The sequence below is a fragment of the Kineococcus rhizosphaerae genome (assembly GCF_003002055.1).
Lineage (GTDB): Bacteria > Actinomycetota > Actinomycetes > Actinomycetales > Kineococcaceae > Kineococcus > Kineococcus rhizosphaerae.
This window is the reverse complement of the sequence record NZ_PVZF01000005.1, coordinates 264,984-286,892: the sequence shown is the minus strand read 5'-3', so window position 1 is coordinate 286,892 and position 21,909 is coordinate 264,984. Positions and strand designations below refer to the sequence as shown.

Here is a 21,909-nt window from a genome sequence, read left to right as displayed (position 1 = left end):
CGGTGGGGGCGGGACCGCGGCCGTCGACGCCGCGGGACCGAGGCTCCGCGCACCGGCGTGTTACGTTCCGGGCGTGCCCCTTCCCGAGGTGCCTCGCCTCTGCGGGCTCGACCCGGCCCCGCCGACGTCCTCCCGGCCGGGACGGTGAACTCCGCCGCAGCGGGGCGCCTGGCCCGGCGCGCGGCGCGCTCCCTCGTCGCGATGACGCTGTTCGGGACACCGCTGGTCCTGCTGACGTTCGCGGTGCGCCAGCGGTCGGACGCCGTGGTGGCCCTCGACGACGGCGTGATCAGAGCGGCGACGGACGTCGCGCGGGCTGCTCACCTGGTCGCGCCCCTGGTCGTCGTCCAGGAGGTGACCCAACCGGTGGTGGTCTACGCGGCCTCGACGCTGGTCGTGGTGCGGGTCGCCGTGGCGACCGGGGCCCGCAGGCGCGCGACCTGGGCCTTCGTGACCATGATGGCCGGCTGGGGTCTGGGGGCTCTCGCCAAGCTCGTCGTGAAACGGGCCCGGCCCGTCCTGGACTCCCCGCTGGCGCACCCGCACGGGTACTCCTTCCCCTCCGGCCACGCCCTCAACGCCACCACCGCCGCCGCCGTCCTGCTCGTCCTCGCGTGGCCGCTGATGTCGCCGGCCCGACGCCGGATCGCGGTGGCCGCCGCGGTGCTCGCGGTGCTCCTGGTCGACCTCGACCGGGTGCTCCTCGGGGCGCACTTCCCGTCCGACGTGATCGCCGGACACCTGATCGGGCTGGGTCTTACGCTCGCGTCGTGGACCGCATTCGTCCGGCCGACGGCCGTGACCTCCTCGTCCGAGCCGTCGCCCCCGGCGTCGTCCTCTGGGGGCTGATCGCGGGCTTCGGCCTCGCCCTGACCGGACCGCTGGCCGGGCTCTCCCACGCCGAGGAGGCCGTGAACGACGAACTGGCCGCGGACCGGACCCCCGGCTGGAACACCGTCACGCTCGTCTGGTCGCACCTGGGCAACACCGAGACCGTCATCGGCGTCTGCCTGGTCGTGGCGGGGCTGCTGCTCTGGCGGACCAGGGACTGGCGCCTCGCCGCCGTCCCCGCGATCGCGATCGCGTTGCAGGCGGTCATCTTCGCCACCGTCTCCAGCCTCGTCGGCCGGGACCGGCCGTCCGTGGCCAAGCTCGACGTCTCACCCCCGACCACGAGCTACCCCAGCGGGCACACCGGTGCGTCCACCGCCCTCTACGTCGCGTTCGCGCTCGTCGCCCTGCAGGTCCACCGGACCTGGCTGCGGCGGCTGACGGTCATCGCGTGCCTCCTCGTGCCCCTGCTGGTCGCGTTCGCGCGCCTGTACCGCGGGATGCACCACGTCAGCGACGTCGGGGCCGCCATGGTCATCGGGCTCGGCTGCGCCCTCCTCGCGCACGGCTGGTACCGGCACCGCACCCGGTCGACGACGAGCGGGACGCGGGCTGCCGGCCGGGTCCGGGGGCAGTACAGCTAGCGGGCGGGCGCAGGGCCGCCGCTGGTGGGAGCCGGGGCGTCACCGGTGCCTCGAGGCGTGACACGTACCCGGTCGGGTCGTGGGCACGGGTGTCTGGTTGCCTGGGTCCGTGCTCGTCACGCTGCCGCCGTCACCTCCGCTCACGTGGTCACCGGCCCGGCCGGAGGACGGGCCCGCCCTCGCCGAGCTGCGGGCCACCGTCCTGCGGCCGAGCCTGGAACGGCTCGGCCGCTACGACGACGTGCGGGTGCGCGAACGGTTCCTGTCGGGGTTCGCGCCCGAGCGCACGCAGGTCCTGCGCGGGCCCGCCGGCCCCGTCGGGTCCCTGGCCCTGCGCCCGGCCCCCGACGGCGTGTGGCTCGAGCACTTCTACCTGGACGTCCCGGTGCAGGGCCGGGGCGTGGGGACGGCCGCGCTGAGCGCGGTGACGCGCGCCGCCGACGCGAGCGGGACCACGGTGCGCCTCGACGTCCTGCAGCGCAGCGACGCCCGGCGCCTGTACGAGCGGCACGGGTTCGTGCTCGACCACGAGGACCCCGTCGACGTGTTCCTGGTCCGGGCGCCCCGTCCCTGAGCGACCCGACCGCTCGCCCGGCCGTTCACGCCAGTCCGGCCAGGACCCGCCGGGCCTCGGTGACGTTCCGGCTGCGCCCGCCGGAGGTGGCGAGGTCGGCTAGGCCGGGGACCGGCCGGTGTGGTCCGGTGCCGTGCGCGGCGTCGGCGGCAAGGGCCAGCAGGTCGGACAACCCGTTGCGCCGCAACGGGACCACGGGGGCGAGGGCGGCCAGCAGGTACCGGGCGGTGAACTCCCGGACCCCGCGCCGGTCGTCGTGGGCCAGTGGCGCCAGCGCCCGGGTGAGCCGGACGAGCTTGGCCTCGTCCAGCGTCAGCACCGCACCCAGCGCCGCGCCTGCCGCGGTGGCGTCGAGTCCGCCGCGGACGGCGAAGCCGTGCACGGCGTCGACCGCGCCGAGCCGGACCCGTTCGTCGGCGCTGAGCAGTCCGTAGGCCAGGGCCAGGTGGGTGGCGCGGCCAGTCGGACCGCCGGCCTCCGGCAGCAGCGCGAGCGTGGTGGTGGTCGCAGCGTCGTGCCGGTGCTCGAGGTCGACGAGGGGCGGGAGGAGTTCGCCGGCGGCGACCTCGCGGTGGGAGGGCAGCACGGCCAGCGTGGTGAGCGCGGCCAGCCCGCCCGACCACCGCTCCCGGACGACGCGCTCGGGCAGGTCCGCCCCGTCGAAGCCCCGCTCGACCAGCGGGGTGTCCACGACCGAACCCGTCAGGGACACCAGCGGCCAGTCCTGGTGCTCGGAGGTGTCCTGGTAGCCGTACCGCCTGCCCTGCAGGGCGACGGGGACGGGCTGGACCACCGCCTCCGGCAGGCCGCCGGGCGACAGGTGCTGCGCGAGCCGGTCCGCGGCCGGGGTGCCGACCGCGCGCAGCCGGGCGAGGTGCTCGTCGTCGGCCACGTCCCTGGGGTAGCGCAGCCAGGTCTGCTCCAGGTCCAGCGGGCCGGGGTCGACGCCGGTGGCGGCCGCGCGGCGCAGGTCCGCCAGCACCCGCCCCGGGTCGACGTGACCGAGGGCCGTGTCGGGGAAGGCGAGCAGCGGGGCGGCGACCCCGGCCCGCACCCGCTCCACCACCTCCCGGGCCCGCAGGGCGAGGATCCCGGTCCCGCCCGGCGGGACCGGACCTGGGCGCCCCGGCTTCTCCCCGCGCCAGCGCGGCGACCCCGGCCGCCGGGTGGCCGCGGCCAGGAACGGGTACGGCGCGAAGTGCGCGTCCCGCTCCCACCCCAGGCTGAAGCTCTCGGCGGCCGGGGCCAGCGCCGCGGCCAGCGCCTGGAGGTGCTGGGCCCCGAACCGCGCCAGACCGTCCAGCACCCGTTCGGCGTCGGCCGGGCGCCCGCGTCGCGTGTGCTCGGTGATCGCCACGACCAGGTCGGCCAGGTCCTGCACCCGGGGCGGGTGCGGGGCCGCCGGTGGGGCGGTGGCAGGTTCGCCCGGAGGTGCGGCGGCGACCGGCTCGCCCGGGACGGTCACGCCGGGGCTCCCACCCAGGACGCGCACCGCCTCGTCCTGCAGGTCGCGCGGCAGTTCCGCTGCCCGGTCCAGCAGGTCGGCCCGCACGGTCTCGGCGGCACCGGGCAGCAGCCGCTCCACCGCCGCCCACGCCAGCTGTGCCAGGTCGTGGTGCTCGTGGCCGAAGGCCTCAGAGAGGGCGGGCAGCACGACGTCGCGCAGCGCGGGGTCCTGCGCGGGCAGCCCCGCCAGCCACCGCAGGTGCGCCCGCACCACCCCCTTCTCCCGGCGGCGCAGCGCCTCCGCGGTCGTCTCGACGGCTTCGGCGACCGAGACCGCACCGGCGCCCACCGCCGCCCGGCCCAGCCTCAGCACGACGTCGGCGACCGTTCCCGCCGCCTCGGGCAGCAGCGCGCACAGATCGCGGAACCGCGCGGCTGTCTCCTCCGGTGTGGGGTCGAGGGCACCGAGCAGGTGCGCCAAGGAGTTCTGGTGCCGACCGGACCCCCCGAGCGCGAGCGCCGCGGTCAGGGCGTCCAGCAGCGGGTCACGGGCCAGGGTGCCGTCCGCGACGAGGTCGAGCAGGGCCTCGCGCCACCCGGGGGACCACCACTCCTCGGTGGGAGCCGCACGGGTGATCTGCAGTTCGACACCGATCTCGGGCACGGCCAGGACGGCCACCACCAGCGCGGTCGGGTCCGGTTCGCGGCGCAGCCGTTCGGCCCGGTCGAGCCCGTCCTCCTGCCAGGGCACGCCGAACCACTGGCCCACGGCCCACCGCAGGTACCCGGCACCCGTCGGCCGGGGCAGCGACAGCTCCCGCCGCAACCGCTCGGTCAGCACGTGGCGGCTGTCCCCCCAGCCGCGCACCTCCGCGTCGGCGAGCCGGACGACGAGGTCCGGCAACCAGTCGACCTGCCGCTGCAGCAGGACACGGGCGACGACGACCCACCCCGGGGCCCACCACGAGAACGAACTCGTCGAACCCTCGACAGGCTGATGCCCCCCGGGCATCCACGCCGTCCGCAACCGGCGGGCCACCGCCGCGGCCCCGCCCTCCAGGCCGGCGGCGGCGACCGCCCACGCCGGGCGTCCCAGGCCCTCGCGGTCCACCTTCAGCACGACGCGCAGGGCCGGGCGCTCGCGTTCGGGCACCCCGTCGAGCAGTTCGGCCACCCGTCGCGGGCTCTGCCCGGCGATGGCCTCCCGCAGGGCGTCGGCGAGGTCGCTCACGCCTGGACCGCCCGGTCCGCCGCGACCGCGGCGCGGTCCCGGACCTGCACGGCCAGCACGTGCTTGCACGGTCCCCGACTCCCCGCGTACGCCGTCCACCACGGGCAGGTGCAGGAGAACCCGTCGGCCGTGCGGCGCACGTGCCGGTCGCCGTCGGGGCGGTGGACCACCACGACACCGTCCACCGGATCGGACACGGCGCCCTCGGCCAGCAGGGCGCGGGCGGCCCGCAGCCGGGGGTTGTCGGCCTCGGCGCGGCCGGAGTCGTAGGGCAGTTCCCGGTGGAACCAGGCGCTCGCCGCCAGGTCGTAGCCCACCCGGCCCGACGTCCCCAGCCGGACCAGGGCCGCGCGGACCCGGGCGCCGGTCAGGCCCAGCGCGTCGGCGACGTCCTCGGCGGGCAGCCCGGGCGCCCACGACAGCAGGTCCAGGACCCGCTGCGCGTCTCCGTCGGCGTCCTCACCGCCGTCCGCGAGCGCCTCCAGGACCCCTCCCTCGCCGGAGAAGCCCCGTGAGGGTTCGGGGGACAGGACCAGGGTGTACCGGGCGCCGGGCAGGTCGACCTCCCAGGCGCTCGCGGTGGCGCGGCCCGTCACGGGGGCCGAGTGCACGCGCACGGCGCTCGCCCACCGCAGCAGCGGTTCCAGGGTCTCGAGCCGCCGGGGACCGGCCAGGCACACCGCGCCGGCGCCGGGTCGCGTGGTCACCCGCAGCCCGCGGCCGGCCGGTTCCAGCCAGCGGACGTCCTGGCCCGTCCCGCGCGGCAGATCGCGCAGGAACCGGCGGGCCTCTGCCGGCGCCAGCTCGGCCCGCAGGTCCATCCCGGCCAGCGAGATCGCGGCCTCGGCGAAACCCCGGACCCAGCGCGCCGGGAGGGTGACCTTCGGCTCGACGATCGAGGCGTCGTCCGTGGTGACCCGCAGTTCCTGCGGCCCGACGGCGAAACGCATCCTGTCCCCGTCCCCGACGAGGGCCAGCGCCCGGCGCAGGGGGTCGTTCACGTCGACGTTCGTGGTCCCGCGCTGGGCGGTCGGACCGTCGAGACCGGCGTCCAGCCCGTCGGGCAGCAGGTCGAGCCGGGCGTGGACGCCGCCGCAGGCGGAGAACGACTCGAACCGCAACGCGGTCCCGTCGGCCGTCACGACCGGGTCGTGGAAGGTCCGCGTCCGCGGTGTCCCACAACGGGTACGGGCCACCGCGGCGACCGCGAGCAGCCCGCGGGCGGCGACCGCCGGGTGCCGGACGGACCCCTCGAAGAACCACGGGTCGGCCACCGGGCCGGTCGGGCCGGTGCCGGGTCCGGTCGCCAGCAGCAACCCGTCGGGCGTCAGCGTGGAGACCCGGCGGGTCCCGGAGCGGGTGGGGTCGGCGGAGGTGAGCGCGTTCGGCACGGCGCGACCGTAGGGGCCGGGTCGGACACGAGGGGGTGGGCGCGGGTGGGACGACCCGGACGGCCCAGCGTGCTTCCGTCAGCGTGCCGGGGTGGTCACGCGCATCGAGCCCGCGGCCGCGAACCCCGCGACCATGACGACCGCGATGAGCCACAGCGCCGGCAGCAGCCCCGTGCCCTGCGCCACGAACCCGACGGTGGGCGGGCCGGCGAGGTTGGCGAAGTAGCCGATGGAGGCCACGACGCTGACGCGGGCCGCGGGGTTCGACCCGCTCGCCGCGGCCGCCGACATGCCCAGGGGGAAACCCATCGACACCCCCACGGCCCACAGCAGGACCCCGACCAGGACGAGGGCCGGGTGCCGGCCGAGGACGAACAGCGCGACGCCGACGATCCCGAGGGCCGTCGTGGCCCGCACGGTGGCGACCCGCCCGAACCGGTCGACGAGCGGGCCCCCGAGCAGGCGCGCGGTCATCTCGGCGACGGCGAAGGCCGTGAAGAACAGCGCGGCGGTGGCGGCGGCCAGGCCGTGCCCGTCCTTGGCGGCCAGCGTCAGCCAGTTGTTCGCCGACCCCTCGCCGAGTTCGGCGCCCAGCATGACCAGTCCGATGAGGAGCAGCTTCAGGTCGGCCCAGCCGCGCAACCACGTCAGCACCCGCCGGCCCGGGGACCCCTCCGGGGCGACCTCGCCGGCGCGGGCGCCCACCGGGACGGAGCGCGCGACGAACCCGGCGACCAGCACCAGGAGGACGGCCTCGCCGGTGAACTGGCCGGTGGGGGAGACCCCCAGCCCCGCGCACGCCGCGCCGATGCCGGACCCGAGGGCCGCACCCCCGGACCAGGCCGCGTGCATCATCGGCATGAGCGTCCGGCCGGCGGCGGCCTCGACGGCGGCCCCGTCGATGTTGATCATCACGTCGAGGCAGCCGATGGAGAACCCGGCGACGACGAACGCGACGGCCACCGCCGGCACGGAGTGGAACACCCCGGAGCCGACCCCGACCGCGGCGATGGCCAGCGCCACGAGCACGACGACGCCCGGGATCGCGCGGCGGGCGCCGAAGCGGGCGATGGCGGGGGCGGCGGCCAGCAGCCCGGCGACGGAGCCGACGGTGACCCCGGCGAGCAGGACGCCGAGGCCGCCGGTGTCGAGGTCGAGGTCGGCGCGCAGCGCGGGCAGTCGCGGTCCCCACGTCGACAGGGCGACGCCGCCGATGGCGAAGCAGGCGGTGACGGCACCTCGCCAGCGGTTGAGGGCGTGCCGGTCGAGGGTGGTGGTGCCGGAGGTCATCGTCGTCCTGGTCCGTCGAGGTGGTCCGTCGTGCGGTGGTTGCCGCTGGAAAGTTTCGGCGGACGGGTGACACCGCGTCAAGGAGGCGTCAAGACCCGGCGGGTCGAGTTGCCGGATCGCGGCGGCGGTGGGTCCATGACGAGCGTGACACCCCGTGAGTCGGCCCGTTCCTGGTTGCTGGAGGGCCTCGACGAGCGCCCGGCCGGCGGCGGGGCCCAGCACCCCGGCCCCCACCGTCGACCGCCGGAGGAACCCGAGGGCGAGCAGGGTCGCGAGCACGCGGGCCACCCGTGGTGGAAGGTCGTGTGCCTCACGGGGGTCGACTACTTCTCGACCCTGGGCTACCAGCCCGCCATCGCCTTCCTCGCCGCCGGCGTCATCTCGCCCATCGCCACGCTCGTCCTCGTCCTCGTGACCCTGTTCGGCGCGCTGCCCGTCTACCGCCGCGTGGCCCGGGAGAGCCCGCACGGCGAGGGGTCCATCGCCATGCTGGAGAAGGTCCTGCCGTGGTGGGGCGGCAAGCTGTTCGTGCTGGCCCTGCTGGGGTTCGCCGCGACCGACTTCCTCATCACCATGACCCTGTCGGCGGCCGACGCCACCAAGCACGCCCTGGAGAACCCGTACGTCCCGCAGTTCCTCGAGGGCCACCAGCTGGGCATCACGCTGTTCCTGCTGGCCCTGCTCGGCGCGGTGTTCCTGCGGGGTTTCTCCGAGGCCATCGGCGTCGCCGTCGTCCTCGTCGTGGCGTTCCTGACCCTCAACGCCGTCGTGGTCGTCGACGCCGTGCTCCACGTGGTCGGCCAGCCCGTCTCGGTGCACCGCTGGTGGGAGGCCGTGCTGGCGCAGGGCAGTTCACCGTTCGCGATCGTGGGGGCCGCGCTCATCGTCTTCCCGCAGCTGGCGCTGGGGCTGTCGGGGTTCGAGACGGGCGTGCTCGTCATGCCGCAGATCCGGGGGAGTTCGTCGGGGCCGGGGCTGGTGCAGCGGATCGCCGGCGCGCGGACGCTGCTGACCGTCGCGGCCCTGGTCATGAGCGCGTTCCTGCTCGCCTCCAGCTTCGCGACGAGCGTCCTCATCCCCGCGAAGGAGTTCCAGCCCGGCGGGTCGGCCAACGGCCGGGCGCTGGCGTACCTGGCGCACGAGTACCTCGGCAACGGGTTCGGGACGGCGTACGACGTGTCGACCATCGCGATCCTGTGGTTCGCCGGTGCGTCGGCCATGGCGGGCCTGCTGAACATCGTGCCCCGCTACCTGCCCCGGTACGGCATGGCGCCGCAGTGGACGCGGGCCGTGCGCCCGCTGGTGCTGGTGTTCACGGCCGTCGCGTTCCTCGTGACCTGGCTGTTCGACGCCGACGTCGACAAGCAGGGCGGGGCCTACGCCACCGGGGTGCTGGTTCTCATCACGTCCGCGACCGTCGCGGTGACGTTGTCGGCGCACCGGCACGGGCAGAAGGGGGCGCGCGCGTTCTTCGCCGTCGTCACGGTCGTGTTCGTCTACACGACCGTCGCGAACGTCGTCGAACGTCCCGAGGGGGTGCAGATCGCGGCGTGCTTCATCGCCGCGATCGTGGTCGTGTCGCTGGTCTCGCGGGCGTTGCGGGCGTTCGAGCTGCGCGCCAGCGGCGTCCGGTTCGACGACACGGCACGCCGGTTCCTCGACGAGGCCGCCGCCCGCGGAGCGCTGAACGTCATCGCCAACGAGCCCGACGCGCGCGACGAGGCCGAGTACGACGAGAAGATGTACGACGAACGCCGCGACCAGCACATCCCCGCCGACGAACCCGCCGTGTTCCTGGAGGTGACCGTCGCCGACGCGTCCGACTTCGAGACCGACCTGGTCGTCCACGGCGAGGAGCGGTTCGGCCACCACGTCCTGACCGTCCGCAGCTCGGCCGTCGCGAACTCCGTGGCCGCCGTGGCGCTCGCCGTGCGCGACGAGACGGGGGTCCTGCCCGACGTGTGGTTCGAGTGGTCGGAGGGCAACCCGCTCGTGAACATCGTCCGGTTCCTGTTCCTCGGCGTCGGGGAGGTCGCCCCCGTCACCCGGGAGGTGCTGCGCCGCGCCGACCCGGACCCGGCGACGCGCCCGCGCGTCCACGCCGGCTGAGGTGCGGGCCGGGGGTCCCGCCCGGCGCGGGGTTCAGTGCCGGATCCAGCCGAACGTGCGCTGCACGGCCTGCTGCCAGTCCTCCCAGCCGCGGTCGCGCACCTCCGGTTCCATCGCCGGGCGCCACTGCCCGGCCCGGTGCCAGCGCCGCCGCAGCGCGTCGAAGTCCGGCCAGAAACCCACCGCCAGACCCGCCGCGTACGCCGCGCCCAGGGACACCGTCTCGCTCACCATGGGGCGCACCACGGGAGCGTCCAGCACGTCGGCGACGGTCTGCATGAGCAGGTTGTTCGACGTCATCCCGCCGTCGACGCGCAAGGACGTCAGCCGCAGCCCCGCGTCGGCGTCCATGGCCTCGACGACCTCGCGCGTCTGCCAGGCCGTGGACTCCAGCGCGGCCCGCGCGATGTGCCCCTTGGTGACGTACGACGTCAACCCGATGAGCAGCCCCCGGGCCTCGGCGCGCCAGTGCGGGGCGAACAACCCCGAGAACGCCGGGACGAAGTAGCACCCCCCGTTGTCCGGCACCGTCCGGGCCAGCGTCTCGACCTCCGGGGCGGTGGAGATGAGCCCCAGGTTGTCCCGCAGCCACTGCACGAGCGCACCCGTCACCGCGATGGACCCCTCGAGCGCGTACGCGGGAGGTTCGTCCCCGATCCGGTGCGCGACCGTCGTGAGCAGCCCGTGCGAGGACCGGGTGATCTCCGAACCGGTGTTCATCAGCAGGAAGCTGCCCGTCCCGTACGTGCACTTCGCCTCCCCGGGGGAGAAGCACGTCTGCCCGAACAGCGCCGCCTGCTGGTCGCCGAGGGCGGCCCCGATCCGCGCCCCCGGCACCACCGCCCGCGCCTGCCCGTACACCTGGGAACTCGCGACGATCTCCGGCAGCGCCCGCCGCGGGATCCCGAACACCTCCAGCATCGCGGGGGAGTAGTCCAGGGTCCGCAGGTCCATCAGCATCGTGCGGCTGGCGTTCGTCACGTCGGTGACGTGCCGGCCGCCGTCCGGTCCGCCCGTGAGGTTCCACACCAGCCACGAGTCGATCGTCCCGAACAGCACGTCGCCGTTCTCGGCCCGCCGCCGCAGCCCCGCGTCCTGCCCGAGCAGCCACGCGATCCGCGGCCCCGCGAAGTACGTCGTCAACGGCAGCCCGCACAGTTCCGTGAAGCGGTCCGCCCCGCCGTCGGCGGCCAGCGCCTCCACGAGATCGGCCGTGCGGGTGTCCTGCCACACGACCGCGGGACCCACCGGGTCACCCGTGCGCCGGTCCCAGGCGACGACCGTCTCGCGCTGGTTGGCGATGCCGACGGCCACCACGTCCGCCGGGGTCGCCTCGACCTGCGCCATGGCCTGCGGCACCAGCCGGGCGACGTTGCGCCAGATCTCCGCGGCGTCGTGCTCCACCCACCCGGGCCGGGGGTAGTGCTGCCGGTGCTCGCGCTGGGCGACGGCCACGAGACGGCCCGCGTGGTCGAAGAGGATGCAGCGCGTGGAGGTGGTGCCCTGGTCGATCGCGACGACGTAGCCGCGGTGCTCGGGGCGCTGGTCGCTCACCCTCGCGCCCTCCCGTTCCCGCGCAGCGACTCCGTCGACGACGACAGCCGCGCGGTCCCGCGCGGCGACTGCGCCGGCGCGTTCCCGCGCGCCGGCCGCCGTCGCACCGCTGCGTCGCTCACGGCGCCATCCTGCCCCACGACCGGCGGGCGTCCAGGCTCCCTCACCCGTCCCGCGCGCCGAGCCCGCGCGAGATGGAGCGCGCGGCCTGCCGCACGGCGGGGACGAGCCCGGCGCGGGGCCGGCCGCGGCCGTCGACGATCCGCTCGGTCTCGCCCTCGATCCCGACGGCCCCGACCACGAGCCCCCCGAGGTCGCGCACGGGGGCCGCGATGCCCGCCACCCCCGGTTCGAGCTCCTCGACGTCCAGGGCCCAGCCCTGCTCGCGCACGGCCGCCAGGCTCTGGCGCAGGACGGCCGCCTCGACGACCGTGCGCGCCGTCATGGCGACCAGCCGCCCGCGGGGACGGACCGGGGCCGACGCCAGCAGCACCTTGCCCAGCGCGCACGCGTGGGCCGGCAACGACGTCCCGGTCCGCAGCTCCTGGGCGCTGTCGTCGGGCCGGAACACGTGGTGCACGACCAGCGCCCGCCCCTCCACGAGGGCCGCGAGCAGCACCGACTCCCCGGTCCGGCTGGCCAGGGAGTCGGCCCAGTTCACCGCCCGGGCCCGCAGGTCGTCGACCCCGATGCGCGGGCGGCCGAGGTCGGCGAGGTCGGGGGCCGCCCGGTAGTCCCCGGACTCGTCCTGGACGACGAAACCCACGTCGACCAGGGTGCGGACGATCCCGTGCGCCGTCGTCTTGGCCAGCCCGAGGGCGTTGCCGATGTCGACGACGCCGAGCGCCTGACCCGCACCGGCGAGCAGCCGCAGCACCGCGGCCGCGCGCTCGATGGACTGGATGGGTCCGGGCACCGCGCCATCCTCGCGCACCCGGGACCCGCGGCTGGCAGAGTTCGCCGGGTGCCCCGCTGGTTCCGCGTCGTCTGCGTCGTCGCCGCGCTCGGGAACACCGTGTACGCCCTCCTGGCCCTGTCCAGGGGCGACGCCGTGGCGTTCTTCGGCAACGGCATCACCGCGGGGTTCTTCTGGTGGCCGTTCGTGTCGTGGCTGCGCCACCGCCGGGAGCCGGAGGACGCCGGCCCAGTCGAGGGCGCGCCGGAGGACCTGCGGGCCCGGGGGCGCCGCGGCTGGGTCCTGCCCATCGTCCTGCTCGTGGTCGTCGGGGTCCTCGGGCTGAGCCGGGCCCCGAGCATCCTCCCCGCCTACGCGCTGGTCATCGCCGCCCTCATGGCCTGGATGCTGCGCACCGGGGGCGACGAGGTCGACTTCACCGCCGACGCCCTCGTCGTCCGCCACCCCCGCGGGGGCGAACAGCGGTACCCGTGGCAGGACGTGCTGGAGCTGTCCTGGGCACCGCTGGGCTGGCCCCGTCTGGGGGCCGGGCCGGTCGCCCGCGTGCGGGGCAGCGTCTACGCCACCCCGGGCCCGGCCTCGCCCGCCCAACTGGCCACCGTGGTCCTCGTCGGGGTGCCGGCTCGCCGCTGGGGCCGTCTGCAGGTGCGTCGAGCCGCTGCGCTGCACGCCATCCCGTTCACCGACGACCTCCTGCAGCTCATCGAGACCGGCAAGCGCCGCCCACGGCTGCCCGGTGAGATGTCCTGACCCTCAGCCCAGGACGACGTCCCAGACCAGTTCGGCCGCGCCCACGACCGGACCCTGCGCCCCCAGGGCCGAGGGCCGCACGGGCGGCGGGTCGGCGCGCCGGACGTCCATGAGACCGCGCGCGAACCCCGCCGCGAAACCGGGCGCGCCCACGAGGTCGGTGGCCCGCCCGCCCAGGGTCACCAGGTCGGGGTCGAGGGCGTTCACGATCCCCGCCGTCCCGCGCGCCAGGGCCGCCACCGCCGCCTCGTCCTGCCCGGCCAGCGCCGTCCCCCAGCAGCCGGCGGCCCCGCACCCGCAGCGGACGGCGGGATCGCCGAAGGGCAGGTGACCGAACTCGCCCGTCGCGGTGTGCCGGCCGTCCAGCAGCGAGCCGTCGCGCACGACGGCCCCGCCCAGACCCTCGGCGAGGTGCAGGTGGACGTGCAGCCCCGTGCGCTGCCCGGTCGCAGCGGCCTGGCCGCGCACGGCCTCGGCCAGCCCGGCGCACCGGGCGTCGTTGGCGTGCCGCACGACGCGGGTGGCGAGCCGGCCCGGCCACGCGGCGCGCAGGTCGACGTCGCGCCAGCCGAGCACGGGTGCGTCGAGCAGGAACCCCTCGCGCACGGGCCCGGGCACGGCCAGCCCCGCCCCCCGCAGCCGGTCGCCGAACCGGCGGGAGGCCCGGCGGGCCGCGGCTCGCACGGCCGCCAGCACGGGCGCGGGGTCGGCCCCGTCGTGGGTGCCGCTCTCCTCGGCGACGGTCCCGCCACCGAGTTCGGTGACCCGCACCCGCCAGTCGCGGTGGTCGACCTGCCCGGCGAGCACCAGCGGTCCGTCGGGGTGCGGCAGCAGGGGACGGGTGGGCCGGCCCCGACGGCCCTCTGAGCGCGGTTCGCCCTCCAGCAGCCGGTGCTCGGCGACGAGGGTCGCCACCGCGTCGGTCGCCGCACCCGACCCGGTCCCGAGGTCGCGGGCGGCCTGGGCGCGGGTGAGACCGGGGGTGCGGTGGACGAGCCGCAGGAGGTCGGCCCTGGTTTTGCTCACAGTGCGAGGATAATGTGGGACGGTGCCGCCCCGCAGGTCCCCGTCCCTCAGGTCTCCGTCTCGCAGGTCCCTGCCCGCCATCGCCCTCCTGTCCGCCGCGCTCTTCGCCGCGGTCACCACCGAACTGCTCCCCGTGGGCCTGCTGCCGCAGCTGGCCGACGCCTTCGGGGTCGACGAGGCCGGCATCGGCTGGTGGGTCACCGCGTACGCCGTCGTCGTCGCCCTCGGTGCCGTGCCGCTCACCTCCGCCCTCACCCGGCTGCGCCGCCGCACCGGCCTGGTCCTGCTGCTGCTCGCCTACGCCCTGAGCAACGCCGTGATCGTCCTCGCCCCCGGCTACGCCGTCGCGCTCGTCGCCCGGCTCATCGGCGGCCTCGCCCACGCCGGGATCTTCAGCGCCGCCGTCGCCACCGCCGTCGCGCTCGTCCCGGTGCAGCGGCGCGGCCGGGCGCTCGCCGTCGTCAACGGCGGCGTCGCCCTGGCCCTGACCCTCGGCGTCCCGCTGGGGACGGCCGTGGGTGAGGCCGCCGGTTGGCGGTGGGCGTTCGGCGGGACCTCCGTGCTGCTGCTCGTCCTGGCCGCCGGCGCGCTGCGCCTGGTCCCCGGCGACCTCGCCGCGGGTGGGCACGCGCCGGCCGTGCTGCCCGCCCTGCGTCGCCCCGGCCTGCCGGCCGTGGCCCTGGCCACCACCGCCATCACCCTCGGGCAGTACACCGTGTTCACCTACGTGACCCCCGTGGTCCTCGCCTCCGGCGTCCGCCTCGAGCACGTCAGCCTCGTGCTCTTCGGCTACGGCGCAGCCGGTTTCGCGGGTGTCCTGGTGGCCGGTCTCGTCGCCGACCGGCACCCCGTCGCCGGGCTGCGGGCCACCGTCGCGGTCCTGCTGGCCTGCGTCGTGGCCGTCCTGCTCGTCGGGGCCGCCGCCCCGACGGTCGCGGTGGTCGCCGTGTGGGGCGCGGCGTTCGGCGCGCTGCCCACGCTCGTCCAGACCGTCGCCCTGCGCGTCACCGACGGCAGCGACGCCGCCCCCGCCGTCGTCAACGCGACCTTCAACGTCGGCATCGGCGGTGGCGCCGTGCTCGGCGGCGCCCTCCTCGAGGCCGGGCCCGCCGGGCAGGCCGCCGTCGCGGGCGGGCTCGTCCTGCTCGGGCTGCTGCTCACGGGGGCTGCGCGCGCGGGCGGGGGCGGGCAGGCGCACGCTACCGGGGTCCGCAGTCCTGACGTGAGGAGAACCGTCCCGTGAGCAAGACCTGGTTCATCACCGGCACCTCCCGCGGTTTCGGCCGCGAGTGGGCCCTGGCCGCCCTCGAACGCGGGGACCGCGTCGTGGCGACGGCCCGCAACACCGACAGCCTCGCCGACGTCGTGGCCGCCCACGGCGAGGACGTCCTGGCCCTCGCGCTCGACGTCGACGACAAGGCCGCCGTGGAGCGCGCCGTCGCCGAGGCCGTCGAACGCTTCGGCCGCATCGACGTCGCCGTGAACAACGCCGGGTACGGCCAGTTCGGCATGATCGAGGAGATCAGCGAGGCCGAGGCGCGCGCGCAGTTCGAGACGAACGTCTTCGGCGCCCTGTGGGTCACCCAGGCCGTGCTGCCCGTCATGCGGGCCCAGGGGTCCGGGCACGTCCTGCAGGTGTCCTCGATCGGCGGCGTCTCGGCGTTCCCGAACATCGGCATCTACAACGCCTCCAAGTGGGCGCTGGAGGGTTTCAGCCAGGCGCTGGCCGCCGAGGTCGCCGACTTCGGCATCAAGGTGACGCTCATCGAACCCGGCGGTTTCGACACCGACTGGGGCGGGTCCTCGGCCAAGCACGCGACGCCGCTGCCGGCGTACGAGGAGTTCCGCGCCAAGGCCGCCGAGGCGCGCAAGGCCCGGGTCGCCTCGCCGGGGAACCCGGCCGCCACCCGGGGACCGGTCCTGGAACTCGTCGACGCCGAGAACCCGCCGCTGCGGGTGTTCTTCGGCACCGCGCCGCTGGGGATCGCGACGAAGGACTACGAGTCGCGGCTGGCCGAGTGGAACGCCTGGAACCGGCTGTCGCAGGAGTCGCAGGGCTGAGTCCCGACCGCGGCCGTCGTCCGACGAGGCCGCTCACGAGACGTCCGGCGCCACGCCGTCACGGACGGTGGTGCGCGTCGGACGCGGTGAACGTCTGCCCGTCCCTGCGGTAGAGCGTGGCCACGTGTTCGTCGGTCACCGGAGTTGCGGCGCCGTCGGTGAGCACGCGCAGCAACGTGCGGACCGCAGCTCGCCCGAACCGGTGAGCGTTCAGGTCGACCAGGACGTCGTGGGGGTACGCGGCTGCTTGCAGGTAGGTGTCGACGAGCGTGGCGACCCTCAGGTCCTTCGTCGACTCCCGACGCAGCATGACTTGGGCTCGATCGGCGATGTCCTGCCAGGCGAAGAACAGGCCGTCCGTCTCCGGCGGAGCCACGGCGGAGGCCAGGACGGCCTCCAGTTCGTCGTTGGTCGCGTGCGCGGGCAGCCGTTCGACCAGGGGAACCACCCCCTGGTCCCGGCACCACGTGGAGTAGGCGGTGACGATCAGCTCCGACCAGGCCGACGGGTCGCGCGGCGTCGGCACCAGGAGGGCGGGACGCCGGCTCCCCGTGCCCGCGAGCAGGTCGAGAGCGGCTGAGACGGTGGAGGGGTAGTCGATCTCGACCCGGCCTGCGCTCTCACGTCGCGGGTTCGCCAGCCGTCCAGCGGAGACCAGCGGCGTCGACACGTCGAACAGCGCGCTCAGGATGGGGTCGTCCGGCAAGGCGTCGATGACGATGGCGCCCGCCGACTGCCCCTCCCGCACGCCGTCGGCGTGCGTGATCAGGGTGACGTCCCGACCGTGGGCCGCTGCCTCCTCCATCGCGCCGAACGCGAAGGGCATGTAGAAGGGCATGCTGCGCACGTCGGCCCCGATGTAGAGGCTCACGGTGCTGGAGGTGCGGGAACGCAGGCGTCGCGCGGAGGTGTTGGCCCGGTACCCGGAGGCCGCGGCTGCTGCACGCACCCGTTCCCGCGTGCCCTCGGAGGTGCGGCCGGTGCCGTTCAGGGCGTCCGCCACGGTGGTCTTGGACATCCCGAGCTGACGCGCGAGGTCCACGATCGTCGGTGCCGAAGCCTTGCCCACGAATCTCCCTCCGCGAGGGTGCGAAGCCCTGCGCGTCTCACCCTTGACGTCCCCGCGGGTACGCACCATAGTGTGCCGGAACGTTCCGGCAAGGCATCGCTCCATCCGAGTCCCTGACCCCGAGGTGGCACCAGGTGAAAATCGCTCTGCTCCAGGCGACGGGACAGTCCGGGCAACCCGCGCGCAACCTCGAGACCCTGCGGGCCGCCGCCACGACGGCCGGACGTCGCGGTGCAGCGGTGCTGGTGACCCCGGAGCTGTTCCTCAGCTCCTACGACCCGGTCGGCGTGCACGACGTCGACGGGCAACCGGCCCGCGACGCCGTGGCCGCCGTCGCCCGCGAGAGCGCGCTGTGGCTCGCGGCGTCCACCGTCGAGCACGAGGCGGGTCGTCGCTTCATCAGCGCGTCGTTGTTCGACCCGGCCGGCGTCGAGGTCACCCGTTACCGCAAGCGGAACCTGTTCGGGGAGGGCGAGAGAGCGCTGTTCTCCACCGGCGAGGACCTGCCCGAGATCGTCGACGTCGACGGCTGGCCCACCGCGCTCGGGCTGTGCTTCGACGTGGAGTTCCCCGAGTTCGTCCGCGCAGCCGCCCTCGGGGGTGCAGAACTCCTGCTGGTGCCCACCGCCGTACCGGTGCGTCCGTGGCTCGACGGGCAGCCGCCGCTGCTGGACACCAGCGTCGTCCCCCTGACCGTCGTACCCACCCGCGCCTTCGAGAGCCAGCTCTACATCGCCTACGCCAACCAGTGCGGCAGCGCCTTCTGCGGGCGCTCGACCATCGCCGATCCCCTCGGCCGCCGTCTCGTCACCGCGGGCCGCGACGCTGAACTGCTCGTCGCCGACATCAGCGAGGACGTCCTGACGGCAGCTCGTGAGGCCGTCGACTACCTCGACCGCGTCCGGCGGGCGAGCCCCCTGCTCACCTGACCCGGTTCCCGGACCGACGACCCGGTCACGGCCGCTCCCGGACCCTCCGCACCACCTCGACCCCCGAGGCACCCCCGCGTCACCACCTCGACCCCACCGATCGGACGTGAGTCATGGACATGCTCATCGGCTACACCGGAGTAGCGCTCTTCCTGATCCTGGTCACCGTCGTCATGGAGAGGACCCGCCGCACCGACGCCGACTTCAGCGAGTACGCCACCGCAGGACGCTCCTTCGGTTCCTTCTACGGGACCGCCGCCTACCTGAACACCTTCCTGCCCGGGACCGTCTTCATCTCCTTCGCGGGTCTGGCGGCCGCCTCGGGCCTGATCGGCTTCTACCTCGTCGTCTACGCCGTGGCCGGCATGGTCCTGATGCACGTCCTGGCGCGCAACGTCCACACCTGGGGCGCCCGCTACGACCTGCGGACCCAGTCGGACCTGCTGGGCCTGCGGTACCGGTCCAAGGTCGTGCAGGTCGTCTCCGCGGTCATCGGGATCGTGGCGACGATCCCGTGGATCGTGCTGGGGATGCAGTCGCTGGCCCTGGTCTTCGACGTGCTCTCCTTCGGCGCGCTGGCCCCGCTGGGCGCCGTGCTGGTCAGCATCGCGGTGATCGCGGTGCGTCAGGTCTGGACGGTCCGCTTCGGCATGCGCGGCATCATCATCAGCGACCTGGTCCAAGGCCTGTTCGCCTACGGCATCGGGACGCTGGTGGCCGTCGGCCTGCTCGTGTGGCTGCTGACCCACGGCCACGGGTTCGCGCAGGTGCCGGACGGCTTCACCTCCCTGCCGGGTCCCGGCAGCGACCTGGGGCCGCTGTACGCACTGTCGCTCACCCTGACCGGAGCGCTGGGAACGTGGTGCTGGCCGGACATCTTCATGCGGCTGTTCACGGCGCGCAGCGTGCGCACCGTCCAGCGCACGGCGCTGCAGGCAGCGCCCGTCCTGCTGGTCTTCAGCACCGCCGTGCTCCTGGTCGCCTACCTCGCCTCCAGCCTCCCGGGCGTGGCCGAGGCACCCGACCGGGTCTGGTTCACCACCGCCGAGGTCGGCGGCGTCCTGTTGCTGACCGTCGCCGCCGTCTGCGTGGTCGCCGCCACCATGGGCAACGTCGGAGCCAACCTGCAGGCGGTGGGCACCCAGGCCGCGAACGACGTGGTCGGCGTCATCGCCGGGACGCGCGTGCGCAGCGCGCGGGCGGGGAAGGTGGCCGTCGCGCTCGTCACGCTCGTCTCCGCGGTGGGAGCCTTCTTCACGGTCGGCACCACCTCGGGCCTGGTGGTGCTGGCGCTGGTCTCCTACCAGGGCATCGTGCAACTGGCCCCCACGCTGCTGCTCGGGGTCTTGTGGAAGCGCGGCAACGCGGTCGGAGCCACCGCCGGCATGGTCAGCGGTTTCGTCACGGCCGCGGTCCTGCAGGTCCTCCACCCGGTGTCCGTCCCCTGGGCCGGCGGGCTGACCTCCGGCGTCGTCGCCCTGGTGGTCAACACCGCGGTCTACGTCACCTGCGCCTACGCCCTGCCCAGCCGCAGCCAGCGGGAGCACGTCGACCGCCTGTGGTCCGAGGGTGCCGCGAGCGCGGGCGACGGTGCCCCGGCGGTCCACGACGTGAGCGCGTGACGGCCCGTGCTGACGGGCCGCGCTGACGATCCACGTCGTCACCGCTCGAACGCTCGGTCGACGGCGCCACCCACCGATGGGTGGCGGCGGCGACTTCCCCCCAACACCGGCACCCGGACACCCCTCGCGTCACCCGATTCGGAGACGGACATGCTGCTCGACACCATCCTGGGCGGTGGTCGCATCACCACCATGGACCCCCGCCACCCCCGGGCCCGCACCATCGGATTCCTCAACGGCCGCGTCGTGGGCCTGGACCAGGACCTCGCCGGTGTGCGTGCGCGCTCCTACCTCGACGTCGGTGGACGCCACGTCGTCCCGGGTTTCATCGACGCGCACTGCCACACCGCCTGGTTCGGCCTGGGTCTCGTCGAACCGACGGTGAACTCCTGCACCTCCCTGGCCGAGGTCGTCCACGTCCTGCGCGTCGCGGCCGACGACCTCGCCGAGGTCGAGACCGGCTCGTCGTCGCGCGGCTGGCTCGTCGTCTCGGGTTTCGACCACGACCGCTTCGGAGGGCGGTTCCCACCGCTGAGCGACCTCGACGACGCCACCGGCGACCACCCGTTGTTCATGCGGCACGTCTCGGGACACCTCGCCGTCGTCAACACCGCGGCTCTGCGTCGGACGGGCGTGCTGAGCGGCAGCGTCGCGGTCCCCGTGGGAGGTCGTCTCGCGAAGGACCGGACGGGAGCCTTGACCGGCGTGGTGGAGGAAACCGCGCAGAACCTGTTCCAGGGCGCCTTCCAGCCGCGGCCCCTGTCCCTGCTGGGTCCGGCCGTGCGGGCAGCGACCGGTGTCTACGCGCAGCAGGGCATCACGAGTTTCACCGACGCCGGTGTCGGCGCCGGCTGGATCTCCCAGAGCCCGGTGGAGGTCGCCGCCTTCCAGCAGGCCGCCGACGACGGCGCACTGCTCTCCCGGGCTCAGTTGATGCCCACCCTGGACGCGCTCACCCCCCTGGACGCGCACCCTGCCGACGGTTTCGGTCGTGGACTGGGGCTGGGGGTACGCACCGGGTTCGGGTCGGAGATGCTCTCCTTCGGGCCGGTGAAGGTCTTCCTCGACGGCTCCCTGCTGGCACGAACCGCCGCCGTCCACGATCCGTACTGCGCGCACGGGGACGCACCCGGGTCCGGGACCGGCTACTTCCAGGAGGACCCCGAGCGACTGCGGTCCGCGATCGAGGACGCCTACCGGTCGGGGTGGGCCGTCGCGGCTCACGCCATCGGGGACCGAGCCGTCGACCTGGCCCTCGACGTCCTGGAGGACCTCCAGCGCCGCTGGGGACGGCGGGTGTGCCCGAACCGCGTCGAGCACGCGACGCTCACCCGGCCCGAACACCTCGGCCGGCTCGCCGCGGCCGGTGTCGCCGTCACGCCCCAAGCCAGTTTCTTCCGCGACAGCGGGGAGGCGATGAGCGCCTCCCTGGGTCCCGAGCGGGTGCGCTGGGCCTACCGGGCAGCCTCCTTCCTCGCCGCCGGGATCACGGTGGCGGGAAGCTCCGACAGGCCGGTGGCCGACGGTGACCCTCTGCGCGGCATGCAGGCCTTCGTCGATCGGAGGACGTCCCGCGGGACCGTGTTCGGTGCCCCGGCGGAGCGCCTCACCCCGTTCCAGGCCTTGGCCGCCTACACCTCCGGGGCGGCCGCCGCGACGGGAGCCGGTCGCCACAAGGGCAGCCTGACGCCCGGCAAGCTCGCGGACGCCGTGATCCTGTCCGGTGACCCGCTGAACAGCCCCGACATCGGTGCGCTGAGCGTCGAGGGCACGCTCCTGGGGGGTGAGGTCGTCCACTGGCGGCTGTGAACCCGGGGCCTTCCGGGCGGGGTGCAGAACGGGCTCTCCCGCATCGTGCCCCCGAAGGCGTCGCCCCGGCGACCGCGCCCCTCAGCGGGCCGCCGGGGTGGGGTGCGGGCGGAGCCGGCTCAGGCCGTCGGCAGGTCCTCGGCCGTCGCGTCGGCGTCGACGACGATCTCGACCCTCCCCGTCCGCACGTCGTAGATCCCGCCCGCGACGGGCATCTTCGGCGGCAGGAACGGCCAGGACCGGATGCGCTGCACGTCGTGGACGAGGGTCGCGCGCTGGTCGGAGATCGTCCGGAAGTCGATGCTGCGGGTGTCCACGCCCGCGGCCAGCACCTTGGCGTGCACGGCGGCGTCGGTGTTCTTCGTCATGCCGCAGTCGGTGTGCGCCAGCAGCAGGACGCGCTCCACGCCCAGCAGGTAGTGGGCCAGGACGAGCGTGCGCAGGGTGTCCCCGGTGACGCGCGCGCCCGCGTTGCGCAGGATCTTGGCGTCACCCGGGCTCAGGCCCAGCATCTCCAGCGGGGAGATGCGCGAGTCCATGCAGGTGATGACGGCGAGCCCGACCCCGGCGACCCCGGGGCGTCCGTCGTCGACGAAGGTCTCGGCGTACTCGGCGTTGGCGGTCAGGACGTCGGCGAAGGGATCCACGGGGGACATC

Annotated in this window: 18 protein-coding genes; 10 read left to right on the top strand and 8 right to left on the bottom strand. The window is 74.9% G+C overall.

Going from position 1 to position 21,909, the window contains the following annotated elements; translation table 11 throughout:
* Positions 1–144 precede the first annotated feature (144 nt).
* The 3 genes from CLV37_RS12255 (at position 145) to CLV37_RS12245 (ending at position 2,049) form a co-directional block, all read left to right on the top strand.
* The gene (locus CLV37_RS12255) at positions 145–849 is read left to right on the top strand and encodes a phosphatase PAP2 family protein (protein ID WP_106210633.1); all 705 of its coding nucleotides are present in this window, start codon (positions 145–147) and stop codon (positions 847–849) included.
* Entirely contained in the window at positions 771–1,475 is a 705-nt protein-coding gene (locus tag CLV37_RS12250) for a phosphatase PAP2 family protein (protein ID WP_106210631.1), read from the top strand. Before CLV37_RS12255 ends, CLV37_RS12250 begins: the two co-directional genes overlap by 79 nt.
* 109 nt (positions 1,476–1,584) lie before the next feature.
* The gene (locus tag CLV37_RS12245; protein ID WP_211298588.1) at positions 1,585–2,049 is read left to right on the top strand and encodes a GNAT family N-acetyltransferase; all 465 of its coding nucleotides are present in this window, start codon (positions 1,585–1,587) and stop codon (positions 2,047–2,049) included.
* 25 nt (positions 2,050–2,074) lie between these two features.
* On the opposite strand, the gene CLV37_RS12240 is transcribed toward CLV37_RS12245, so the two are convergent.
* The 3 genes from CLV37_RS12240 to CLV37_RS12230 all read right to left on the bottom strand — a co-directional run bounded on the left by CLV37_RS12240 (position 2,075) and on the right by CLV37_RS12230 (position 7,407).
* On the bottom strand, positions 2,075–4,726 hold the full coding sequence (locus CLV37_RS12240) for a DUF6493 family protein (RefSeq protein ID WP_106210629.1): 2,652 nt from the start codon (positions 4,724–4,726) through the stop codon (positions 2,075–2,077).
* Positions 4,723–6,117 carry an SWIM zinc finger family protein gene (locus CLV37_RS12235; protein WP_106210627.1) on the bottom strand — a complete coding sequence of 465 codons (1,395 nt, stop codon included), beginning with the start codon at positions 6,115–6,117 and terminating at the stop codon, positions 4,723–4,725. Before CLV37_RS12235 ends, CLV37_RS12240 begins: the two co-directional genes overlap by 4 nt.
* 78 nt (positions 6,118–6,195) lie before the next feature.
* Positions 6,196–7,407: an MFS transporter gene (locus CLV37_RS12230; RefSeq protein ID WP_106210625.1), complete on the bottom strand. Its 1,212-nt coding sequence runs from the start codon at positions 7,405–7,407 to the stop codon at positions 6,196–6,198.
* A gap of 135 nt (positions 7,408–7,542) precedes the next feature.
* Here CLV37_RS12230 and CLV37_RS12225 point away from each other — a divergent pair, with 135 nt between their 5' ends.
* Complete coding sequence (locus CLV37_RS12225; protein ID WP_106210623.1) at positions 7,543–9,516, top strand: APC family permease; 1,974 nt, start codon at positions 7,543–7,545, stop codon at positions 9,514–9,516.
* 33 nt (positions 9,517–9,549) lie between these two features.
* Here CLV37_RS12225 and glpK read toward each other — a convergent pair whose 3' ends face one another.
* A complete protein-coding gene (gene glpK / locus CLV37_RS12220) occupies positions 9,550–11,070 on the bottom strand; it encodes a glycerol kinase GlpK (RefSeq protein WP_106210621.1) in 1,521 nt (506 codons plus the stop codon).
* A 163-nt stretch (positions 11,071–11,233) separates the two neighbouring features.
* Entirely contained in the window at positions 11,234–11,986 is a 753-nt protein-coding gene (locus tag CLV37_RS12215; RefSeq protein WP_106210619.1) for an IclR family transcriptional regulator, read from the bottom strand.
* A 48-nt stretch (positions 11,987–12,034) separates the two neighbouring features.
* On the opposite strand from CLV37_RS12215, the gene CLV37_RS12210 reads away from it, so the two are divergent.
* A complete protein-coding gene (locus CLV37_RS12210) occupies positions 12,035–12,736 on the top strand; it encodes a hypothetical protein (RefSeq protein WP_106210617.1) in 702 nt (233 codons plus the stop codon).
* Positions 12,737–12,739: 3 nt separating this feature from the next.
* Here the strand turns inward: CLV37_RS12210 and CLV37_RS12205 are convergent, their stop codons facing one another.
* On the bottom strand, positions 12,740–13,762 hold the full coding sequence (locus tag CLV37_RS12205) for an ROK family protein (protein ID WP_245885374.1): 1,023 nt from the start codon (positions 13,760–13,762) through the stop codon (positions 12,740–12,742).
* Positions 13,763–13,784: 22 nt separating this feature from the next.
* Between CLV37_RS12205 and CLV37_RS12200 the strand changes: the two genes are divergently transcribed.
* Complete coding sequence (locus CLV37_RS12200) at positions 13,785–15,005, top strand: MFS transporter (protein WP_106210613.1); 1,221 nt, start codon at positions 13,785–13,787, stop codon at positions 15,003–15,005.
* Positions 15,002–15,823 (top strand): SDR family oxidoreductase, encoded by an 822-nt coding sequence (locus tag CLV37_RS12195; RefSeq protein WP_106210611.1) that lies wholly within the window; start codon positions 15,002–15,004, stop codon positions 15,821–15,823. Before CLV37_RS12200 ends, CLV37_RS12195 begins: the two co-directional genes overlap by 4 nt.
* Positions 15,824–15,881: 58 nt before the next feature.
* Here the strand turns inward: CLV37_RS12195 and CLV37_RS12190 are convergent, their stop codons facing one another.
* Entirely contained in the window at positions 15,882–16,892 is a 1,011-nt protein-coding gene (locus CLV37_RS12190; RefSeq protein ID WP_170127219.1) for a LacI family DNA-binding transcriptional regulator, read from the bottom strand.
* 134 nt (positions 16,893–17,026) lie between these two features.
* On the opposite strand from CLV37_RS12190, the gene CLV37_RS12185 reads away from it, so the two are divergent.
* From CLV37_RS12185 to CLV37_RS12175, 3 genes are all read left to right on the top strand, one after another.
* Positions 17,027–17,821: a nitrilase-related carbon-nitrogen hydrolase gene (locus tag CLV37_RS12185; RefSeq protein WP_106210607.1), complete on the top strand. Its 795-nt coding sequence runs from the start codon at positions 17,027–17,029 to the stop codon at positions 17,819–17,821.
* Between the two features lie 113 nt (positions 17,822–17,934).
* On the top strand, positions 17,935–19,443 hold the full coding sequence (locus CLV37_RS12180; protein ID WP_106210605.1) for a sodium:solute symporter family protein: 1,509 nt from the start codon (positions 17,935–17,937) through the stop codon (positions 19,441–19,443).
* 150 nt (positions 19,444–19,593) lie between these two features.
* The gene (locus tag CLV37_RS12175; RefSeq protein WP_106210603.1) at positions 19,594–21,252 is read left to right on the top strand and encodes an amidohydrolase; all 1,659 of its coding nucleotides are present in this window, start codon (positions 19,594–19,596) and stop codon (positions 21,250–21,252) included.
* 119 nt (positions 21,253–21,371) lie between these two features.
* On the opposite strand, the gene CLV37_RS12170 is transcribed toward CLV37_RS12175, so the two are convergent.
* Positions 21,372–21,908: a beta-class carbonic anhydrase gene (locus CLV37_RS12170; RefSeq protein ID WP_106210601.1), complete on the bottom strand. Its 537-nt coding sequence runs from the start codon at positions 21,906–21,908 to the stop codon at positions 21,372–21,374.
* Position 21,909 lies beyond the last annotated feature (1 nt).